We start from the raw sequence: 8,500 nt of genomic DNA, 5'->3' as shown, positions 1-8,500 counted from the left end.
TTTCCCTACCCGAAGGGTGGGGGCGGTGTGCAGCCCCGAAGGGGCCATTCAGGGGCCATTCTGACCGCTTTGCGCTTGGCTATCCTTGCGGCTCCGGCTGACCATGCTCCTGTGGCTGCTGTTTCTGCTTGGGTGGAAGTCCGAACAGTGCCCGATCATGGTCGCGCTCTAGGTAGCTGTCCAACCCATCGAGCAGGCGCTGTTCTGGCCACTCGCCGTTTTCAACTTTGCCGAGTATCCATGCACCTACCAGCACTTTGCGCCGGGTGTTTTCCTTGCGCTTTTGCTGCTGCTCCCGTGCTCTGATCCGTTGGATCTCGGCGTTGATTCGTGCCCGTTGTTCTTCCAGCTTGGCGAGCCGTTCCGCTGTTTTTGCCATTTTGATAATCCTCTTGGTTATGTGCTTGTCATTATGCTATCATCGGAGCACAGACACCGCAAACCCCGACCGTCATTTTACGGGAGGGCGCACTTACCGGTTTCTCTTCAAGAAACTGCCCTGGGGGCACCCCTTCGGGGCTGTGCGCTCTCCGAGGGCCATTGCATGGAGCTAAACCCCTATGGCCATCTATCACCTTACGGCCAAGACCGGCAGCCGGAACGGCGGCCAATCGGCCAAGGCGAAAGCCGATTACATCCAGCGGGAGGGCCGTTACTCCCGCGACCGTGAAGAGGTGCTGCACACCCAGTCCGGCCACCTGCCCGAGTGGGCCGAGCGTCCCGCCGACTACTGGGACGGTGCCGACCTGTACGAGCGGGCCAACGGTCGCTTATTCAAAGAGATTGAGTTTGCCCTGCCGGTCGAACTGACCCTAGATCAGCAGCGGGAGCTGGTGGACGAATTCGCCCGGCATCTGACTGAGGGCGAGCGCCTGCCGTATACGCTGGCCATCCATGCCGGTAACGGTGAGAACCCCCATTGCCACTTGATGATCTCCGAGCGGAAGAACGACGGTATCGAGCGCCCGGCTGACCAGTGGTTTAAGCGGTACAACGGCAAACAGCCAGAGCGGGGCGGGGCGCAGAAGTCCGAGAGCCTGAAGCCCAAGGCATGGCTTGAGCAGACCCGCGAGGCATGGAGCCACTACGCCAACCGCGCCCTTGAACAGGCCGGGCACGAGGCCCGCATTGACCATCGCACCCTTGAGGCGCAGGGCATTGAGCGCTTGCCGGGCATCCATCTTGGCCCTAACGTGGTGGAGATGGAGAGCCGGGGCATCCGCACCGAGAGGGCCGATATCGCCCTAGCCATCGACACGGCCAACGGCCAGATCATCGACTTACAAGAATACCGGGAGGTTATCGAGCATGAGCGCGATAGACAGAGTGAGGAAATCCAGAGGGATCAACGAGTTAGCGGCAGAGATAGAGCCGCTGGCCCAGAGCATGGCGACACTGGCGGACGAAGCCCGGCAGCGGATCGCCGAGGTACAGCAGGCCAGCGAGGAGCAGGCCGCGAGCTGGACGAGCCAGCAACAGCAAGCCATGAGCGCATGGCGGCAGGCAGCAAAGGACATGAGGGCAGCCGCAGGGGAACTGGCCAAGGCCGGCCAGACGGCCCGGAGCGCCGCCCGTGGCTGGACATGGAGGTTGTGGGCCGGGGTCTTGATCGCTTCCGTGATGCCTATTCTGGCGCTGCTGATCGCATCATGGCTTTGGCTGGAGCCGCAAATCATCGAGCAACAGGGGAGCATATGGCTGATTTTCAAGCTCAAGTGAAAGGTGACCGCACCGCGCAAGCCATCGCCCGGCAGCTCAAGGCCATGGGCTGCGACCGGTACGACATCGGCATACGGGATGCCGCCAGCGGCAAGATGATGAACCGGGAATGGACACCGCAGGAAGTGCAGCAGAACGCCGCCTGGCTCAAGCGCATGAATGCCCAGGGCAACGATATTTACATTCGCCCCGCCGAGCAGGCCCGGCATGGTCTGGTGCTAGTTGACGACCTCAGCAGCGACGATCTGGACGCCATGAAGCAGGAGGGCCGGGAGCCTGCCGCCATCATCGAGACCAGCCCCAAGAATTATCAGGCATGGGTGAAGGTGGCTCAGGATGCCCCAGCAGATCATAGGGGCGTAATCGCCCGGAAGCTGGCCCGGGAGTATGACGCCGACCCGGCAAGCGCCGACAGCCGTCACTATGGCCGTCTGGCAGGCTTTACCAACCGCAAGGACAAGTACACCAGCCGCACCGGCTATCAGCCGTGGGTGCTGTGCCGGGAGTCCAGCGGCAAGAGTGCCACCGCAGGGCCGGAGCTGATGCAGCAGGCCGGGCAGGTGTTGGACAGCATCGAGCGCCGACAGGAACGGACGGCACGACTGGCCGAGATCACCGCCCCGCAGAGTGTGCGTCGGTATCGCCGCAGCGTCGTGGACGACTACCGCAGCGAAATGGCCGGGCTGGTCAAGCGGTACGGTGATGACCTCAGCAAGTGCGACTTCATCGCGGCCATGAAGCTGGCCAGCAAGGGCCGGGAGCCGGACGAGATCAGCAAGGCCATGGCCGAGGCTAGCCCCGCTATCATGGAGCGCAAGGCGGGCCATGAGGCCGATTACATCAAGCGTACGGTGCAGAAGGTGATGGAGCTTCCGCAGGTGCAGGAGGCCCGCGCCGAGCTGGCGAAGCAGACCCAGAAGCAGCGCAGCAAGGGGCCAGATTTAAGCATGTAATGCTTGTTTTGATAAAACAAAACTGCTATATTGTCAAAACAATTTGACTTTATAGTAGGATTAAAAAATGGATATAGGAAAGGCAAAAGAGTATTTTGGGCTTGGATTGATTCAGGGTGCCGTGGTGAGATCGTCAAGTGTTCTGCATAACGGGTGGACTATCGAGCTGAGCGGCAACATTGGCAGCGCACAACCTACCTTACACACCGCCAGAGGTGATGTGCGGCAGTTCAAGACACTGGATGCGGCGGCCAAGGTCGTGCGAGAAATTGGGCTGCGAGAGTGGCGTGTTATCACTGACTAGGCGGCGCATGGCGGGGATGCCCCGCCAGCGCCTGACCATCAACCGCCTGCAAAGGAGGCAAACCAATGGCTACTCATAAGCCTATCGATATTCTGGCGAGCTTCACAGAGTTACCGCCGCCGATTGACTACGTACTGCCCAACATGGTGGCCGGTACCGTGGGGGCGCTGGTGTCCCCCGGTGGGGCCGGCAAGTCCATGCTGGTTCTACAGCTGGCCGCACAGATCGCAGGCGGCCCCGACCTGCTGGACGTGGGAGAGCTGCCCACCGGCCCGGTGATCTACTTGCCCGCCGAAGACCCGCCCACCGCTATACATCACCGCCTGCACGCATTGGGGGCGCACCTGACCGACGAGCAACGGCAAGTCGTGGCTGACGGTCTGCTAATCCAGCCGCTGATCGGCAGCCTGCCCAATATCATGGCCCCGGAGTGGTTCGACGGCCTCAAGCGCGCCGCCGAGGGCCGCCGCCTGATGGTGTTGGATACGCTGCGTCGGTTCCATATCGAGGAAGAGAACGCCAGTGGCCCCATGGCGCAGGTGATTGGCCGCATGGAGGCCATCGCCGCCGATACCGGGTGTTCTATCGTGTTCCTGCACCATGCCAGCAAGGGCGCGGCCATGATGGGCGCAGGCGACCAGCAGCAGGCCAGCCGGGGATCGTCCGTGCTGGTGGATAACATCCGCTGGCAGTCCTACCTGTCCGGCATGACGGCCGCCGAGGCCGAGGAATGGGGCGTGGACGACTCACAGCGGCCCTATTTCGTCCGCTTTGGTGTCAGCAAGGCCAACTATGGGGCGCCGTTCAAAGACCGCTGGTTCAGGCGGCATGACGGCGGGGTGCTCAAACCCGCCGTGCTGGAAAAGCAGCGCAAAAGCAAGGGGGTGCGCCGTGGTGAAGCCTAAGAACAAGTACAGTCTCAGCCACGTCCGGCACGACCCGGCGCACTGTCTGGCTCCCGGCCTGTTCCGTGCCCTCAAGCGGGGCGAGCGCAAGCGCAGCAAGCTGGACGTGACGTATGACTACGGCGACGGCAAGCGGATCGAGTTCAAGGGGCCGGAGCCGCTGGGTGCTGATGATCTGCGCATCCTGCAAGGGCTGGTGGCAATGGCTGGGCCTAATGGCCTAGTGCTTAGCCCAGAACCCAAGACCGAAGGCGGGCAGCAGCTCCGGTTGTTCTTGGAACCCAAGTGGGAGGCCGTTACCGCTGATGCCATGGTGGTTAAGGGCAGCTATCGGGCGCTGGCCCGTGAAATCGGGTATGCAGAGGATGGCGGCAGCCAGTTCAAGGCAATCCGGGAGTGCATTGAGCGCCTGTGGACAGTCTCCATCATCGCCCAAAATGGCCGCAAGCGGCAGGGGTTCCGGCTGCTTGCCGAGTACGCCAGCGACGAGGCAGGCGGGCGTCTGTACGTGGCCCTGAACCCCTTAATTGCTCAGGCCGTCATGGGTGGTGGCCAGCATGTGCGCATCAGCATGGACGAGGTGCGAGCGCTGGACAGCGAAGCGGCCCGCCTGCTGCATCAGCGCCTGTGTGGCTGGATCGACCCCGGCAAGACCGGCAAGGCGGCCATAGATACCCTGTGCGGCTATGTCTGGCCGTCAGAGGCCAGTGGTTCGACCATGCGCAAGCGCCGCCAGCGGGTGCGCGAGGCGTTGCCGGAGCTGGTTGCGCTGGGCTGGACGGTAACCGAGTTCGCGGCGGGCAAGTACGACATCACCCGGCCCAAGGCGGCAGGCTGACCCCCTGTTTAACAGTCACGCCCCTCCCCCTCCGCACTGTCAGATTGCTACCAGCTCAAGACGCCGTACCGGGACGGCACCACGCACGTCATTTTCGAACCATTGGATTTCATTGCAAGGCTGGCCGCCCTGGTACCGAAGCCCAGAGTCAACCTAACCCGCTTCCACGGGGTGTTCGCACCCAACAGTCGGCACCGGGCGTTGGTCACGCCGGCAAAACGGGGCAGGGGCAACAAGGTCAGGGTGGCTGATGAACCGGCAACACCAGCACAACGGCGAGCGTCGATGACATGGGCGCAACGGCTCAAGCGTGTTTTCAATATCGACATCGAGACCTGCAGCGGCTGCGGCGGCGCCATGAAAGTCATCGCCTGCATTGAAGACCCTATAGTGATCAAGCAGATCCTTGATCACCTGAAGCACAAAGCCGAAACCAGCGGGACCAGGGCGTTACCCGAAAGCCGGGCGCCACCGGCTGAGCTGCTCCTGGGTCTGTTTGACTGACGAGCCTGAAGGCCAACGATACCAATCAAAATGCTGCGTTCACAGCGCCGCGGCAGGGATCCGCCGTGCTGGTTGTCGGAAAAGGAGCCGCTAGTGGGAAAGAGGAGGGTAAATTTTCAGCGTTGCTGGCTCCCCGTCAGCCGGATTGGGTTGCATCGCAGGGGTGTCGAAAGAGTCAACTGCGGTCCAAAGCTGTTGGACTTGGGTGAAAAGGGCGTTTATTCTTCCTATACGTGCCGCGTTCCAGGCGGCGACTATGAGGGCTATGTCGATGCCCATGTGCGCCGGCTGGAGGCGCTACGCCGGGCCGGTATCGTCGAGCGGATCGACGCCGACCAATGGCGCATCCCCGATGATCTGGTCAGCCGTGCCGCCGCCCATGACGCCGGCCGAGACAGTCAGGCCAGCGTTCGCGTCCTTTCCCCGGTCGATCTGAACAAACAGATCGGATCGGACGGCGCGACCTGGCTGGACCGGCGGCTGATCCACGGCGAGACGGCCGACCTTGCGCCAACCGGCTTCGGGCAACAAGTCCGCGAAGCCATGGACCAGCGCCGCGAGCACCATATCGAACAGGGCGACGCCACCCGCAGCCGGGACAGCCGCGTCTTCTACCGGCGCAACCTTCTCGCCATCCTGCGGGAGCGCGAGGTAGCCGGCGTCGGATCGGATATGGCTTTGAGTAAGGGCCTGCCGTTCCGCGCCGCCACGGACGGCGAGAGCGTCAGCGGCAAGTTTACCGGAACCGTGCATCTATCGAGCGGCAAGTTCGCCGTGGTCGAGAAATCCCATGAGTTCACCCTTGTCCCGTGGCGGCCGATCATCGACCGCCAACTCGGCCGCGAGGTTATGGGCATCGTGCAGGGCGGGTCGGTGTCGTGGCAGTTAGGGCGGCAGAGGGGGCTGGAACGCTGAGTGCGCCCATGCCGCATTGCGAAGCAAAAGATAATCGGATAAAATGTAGCAATTCATATTCGTAAGCGTGGAGTAATCAGATGGGAAATTCCAAGTCAGCAGACAAGTAAGCCGCAACAACCAGTATTGTTGTTGCGGCGCTCTGTAAGGCTAGTCTCATCTGATTGCTGACGAGCAGACGTCGCCCGGTATTCCTTAATCGAGGGTTGATTCGTCATGACCACCACACGCCCCGCGTGGGCCTATACGCTGCCGGCAGCACTGCTGCTGATGGCTCCTTTCGACATCCTCGCTTCACTGGCGATGGATATTTATCTCCCTGTCGTTCCAGCGATGCCCGGCATCCTGAACACGACGCCCGCTATGATCCAACTCACGTTGAGCCTCTATATGGTGATGCTCGGCGTGGGCCAGGTGATTTTTGGTCCGCTCTCAGACAGAATCGGGCGACGGCCAATTCTACTTGCGGGCGCAACGGCTTTCGTCATTGCGTCTCTGGGAGCAGCTTGGTCTTCAACTGCACCGGCCTTTGTCGCTTTCCGTCTACTTCAAGCAGTGGGCGCGTCGGCCATGCTGGTGGCGACGTTCGCGACGGTTCGCGACGTTTATGCCAACCGTCCTGAGGGTGTCGTCATCTACGGCCTTTTCAGTTCGATGCTGGCGTTCGTGCCTGCGCTCGGCCCTATCGCCGGAGTATTGATCGGCGAGTTCTTGGGATGGCAGGCGATATTCATTACTTTGGCTATACTGGCGATGCTCGCACTCCTAAATGCGGGTTTCAGGTGGCACGAAACCCGCCCTCTGGATCAAGTCAAGACGCGCCGATCTGTCTTGCCGATCTTCGCGAGTCCGGCTTTTTGGGTTTACACTGTCGGCTTTAGCGCCGGTATGGGCACCTACTTCGTCTTCTTCTCGACGGCTCCCCGTGTGCTCATAGGCCAAGCGGAATATTCCGAGATCGGATTCAGCTTTGCCTTCGCCACTGTCGCGCTTGTAATGATCGTGACAACCCGTTTCGCGAAGTCCTTTGTCGCCAGATGGGGCATCGCAGGATGCGTGGCGCGTGGGATGGCGTTGCTTGTTTGCGGAGCGGTCCTGTTGGGGATCGGCGAACTTTACGGCTCGCCGTCATTCCTCACCTTCATCCTACCGATGTGGGTTGTCGCGGTCGGTATTGTCTTCACGGTGTCCGTTACCGCGAACGGCGCTTTGGCAGAGTTCGACGACATCGCGGGATCAGCGGTCGCGTTCTACTTCTGCGTTCAAAGCCTGATAGTCAGCATTGTCGGGACATTGGCGGTGGCACTTTTAAACGGTGACACAGCGTGGCCCGTGATCTGTTACGCCACGGCGATGGCGGTACTGGTTTCGTTGGGGCTGGTGCTCCTTCGGCTCCGTGGGGCTGCCACCGAGAAGTCGCCAGTCGTCTAACCGACGACTGGTAGCAGGCCCGCTCCGATGCGGCGCACTAACCATCGAAACCTCGTGAATGTCGGTATCCTGTCTGGCAGGATACCGCTCATTTCCCTTGTTCAGTTCATCGCCGTCGCCGAGCATCTGAATTTTCGGCATGCGGCCAGCCACTCGGTCGATCGCTTGAAGAACTCCCGCTGCTGGTCGGCGCTTGCGGTCTGCCACCACTCCGGCGAGGCGCTCATCACGTATTCGACCGCCAGCACCGCATCCTTGCGCCGCTTCTCCGGCAACCGCTCCCTGAGCTTGCCCATCGCCTCATCGGTCGATCTGGCCGCCAGGTGATCGTTGTCCGGTGTGCGCTCCTGATCGGCGTTCGGCGTCTCGCGGTCGCGGTAGCAGTGCTGCAACGCAGCCGCCACCGTGCCCATGCTGTTGAGCTTCTTCGCCCTCATGATCGCAAACGCCATCCGTCCCCCGGCGCAACTGTCACGCCCCCGGCGTAACTGTCACGCCCCCCCGGCGTAACTGTCACGAACCCCCGGCGTAACTGTCACGCCCCTAAACCTGCAAACCCAGGAAGGGGGGGAGCTGGTGGGGTGTTGGAAAAATCCATCCATGATTATCCAAGAATAATCCACTAGGCGCGGTTAACAGCGCCCTAGTGGGGCGCTGTTTGCCCTTGCTTAAAATGCCGGCCAGAGGCCGGATAACTTCTCTATCCGCTGCGCTAGGCTACACACCGCCCCCACCCGCTGCGCGGCAGGGGGAAAGGCGGGCAAAGCCCGCTAAACCCCATACCAAATCCCGCGGGAATACGCTGGAGCGATTTTAGCCGCTTTAGCGGCCTTTTCCCTACCCGAAGGGTGGGGGCGGTGTGCAGCCCCGAAGGGGCCATTCAGGGGCCATTCTGACCGCTTTGCGCTTGGCTATCCTTGCGGCTCCGGCT

Annotated in this window: 9 protein-coding genes and 2 pseudogenes; 9 read left to right on the top strand and 2 right to left on the bottom strand. The window is 61.6% G+C overall.

What is annotated here, in order from left to right; translation table 11 throughout:
• Positions 1–79: 79 nt before the first annotated feature.
• Positions 80–379, bottom strand: coding sequence for a hypothetical protein (locus G6Q48_RS21405; protein WP_010904468.1), 300 nt, complete (start codon positions 377–379; stop codon positions 80–82).
• 181 nt (positions 380–560) lie between these two features.
• On the opposite strand from G6Q48_RS21405, the pseudogene G6Q48_RS22360 reads away from it, so the two are divergent.
• The 9 genes and pseudogenes from G6Q48_RS22360 to floR form a co-directional block, all read left to right on the top strand.
• A pseudogene (locus G6Q48_RS22360) lies at positions 561–1,202 on the top strand (MobA/MobL family protein); the annotation flags it as partial.
• Positions 1,203–1,308: 106 nt separating this feature from the next.
• A complete protein-coding gene (locus tag G6Q48_RS22355; RefSeq protein WP_010895877.1) occupies positions 1,309–1,719 on the top strand; it encodes an IncQ-type mobilization protein MobB in 411 nt (136 codons plus the stop codon).
• Positions 1,650–2,672, top strand: a complete 1,023-nt coding sequence (locus G6Q48_RS22350; RefSeq protein ID WP_336431279.1) for a DNA-primase RepB domain-containing protein — start codon at positions 1,650–1,652, stop codon at positions 2,670–2,672. The genes G6Q48_RS22355 and G6Q48_RS22350 overlap by 70 nt, the downstream gene beginning before the upstream one ends.
• 67 nt (positions 2,673–2,739) lie before the next feature.
• Entirely contained in the window at positions 2,740–2,976 is a 237-nt protein-coding gene (locus G6Q48_RS21395) for a hypothetical protein (RefSeq protein ID WP_010895879.1), read from the top strand.
• 92 nt (positions 2,977–3,068) lie between these two features.
• Complete coding sequence (locus G6Q48_RS21390; protein WP_172667820.1) at positions 3,069–3,881, top strand: AAA family ATPase; 813 nt, start codon at positions 3,069–3,071, stop codon at positions 3,879–3,881.
• Entirely contained in the window at positions 3,868–4,719 is an 852-nt protein-coding gene (gene repC, locus G6Q48_RS21385; RefSeq protein WP_010895881.1) for a replication protein C, IncQ-type, read from the top strand. The genes G6Q48_RS21390 and repC overlap by 14 nt, the downstream gene beginning before the upstream one ends.
• Positions 4,720–4,767: 48 nt before the next feature.
• A pseudogene (locus tag G6Q48_RS21380) lies at positions 4,768–5,223 on the top strand (transposase); the annotation flags it as partial.
• Positions 5,224–5,253: 30 nt separating this feature from the next.
• Complete coding sequence (locus G6Q48_RS22345) at positions 5,254–6,138, top strand: DUF3363 domain-containing protein (protein WP_001447541.1); 885 nt, start codon at positions 5,254–5,256, stop codon at positions 6,136–6,138.
• A gap of 216 nt (positions 6,139–6,354) precedes the next feature.
• A complete protein-coding gene (floR, locus tag G6Q48_RS21370; protein WP_000214122.1) occupies positions 6,355–7,569 on the top strand; it encodes a chloramphenicol/florfenicol efflux MFS transporter FloR in 1,215 nt (404 codons plus the stop codon).
• A gap of 101 nt (positions 7,570–7,670) precedes the next feature.
• Here the strand turns inward: floR and G6Q48_RS21360 are convergent, their stop codons facing one another.
• Positions 7,671–8,021, bottom strand: coding sequence for a plasmid recombination protein (locus G6Q48_RS21360; protein WP_223424540.1), 351 nt, complete (start codon positions 8,019–8,021; stop codon positions 7,671–7,673).
• Between the last annotated feature and the right edge of the window lie 479 nt (positions 8,022–8,500).

Source organism: Providencia sp. M-27 (assembly GCF_011077905.1).
GTDB classification, from domain to species: Bacteria; Pseudomonadota; Gammaproteobacteria; order Enterobacterales; family Enterobacteriaceae; genus Providencia; species Providencia huaxiensis.
Note: the sequence above shows the minus strand (reverse complement) of the source record. Positions and strands in the feature narration are given on the sequence as shown.

Excerpts from the sequence above, each read along its gene's own strand:
- G6Q48_RS21405 (WP_010904468.1), bottom strand. The coding sequence starts at position 379 with ATGGCAAAAACAGCGGAACGGCTCGCCAAGCTGGAAGAACAACGGGCA.
- G6Q48_RS22355 (WP_010895877.1), top strand. The coding sequence starts at position 1,309 with ATGAGCGCGATAGACAGAGTGAGGAAATCCAGAGGGATCAACGAGTTA.
- G6Q48_RS22350 (WP_336431279.1), top strand. The coding sequence starts at position 1,650 with ATGGCTTTGGCTGGAGCCGCAAATCATCGAGCAACAGGGGAGCATATG.
- G6Q48_RS21395 (WP_010895879.1), top strand. The coding sequence starts at position 2,740 with ATGGATATAGGAAAGGCAAAAGAGTATTTTGGGCTTGGATTGATTCAG.
- G6Q48_RS22345 (WP_001447541.1), top strand. The coding sequence starts at position 5,254 with ATGCTGCGTTCACAGCGCCGCGGCAGGGATCCGCCGTGCTGGTTGTCG.
- floR (WP_000214122.1), top strand. The coding sequence starts at position 6,355 with ATGACCACCACACGCCCCGCGTGGGCCTATACGCTGCCGGCAGCACTG.
- G6Q48_RS21360 (WP_223424540.1), bottom strand. The coding sequence starts at position 8,021 with ATGGCGTTTGCGATCATGAGGGCGAAGAAGCTCAACAGCATGGGCACG.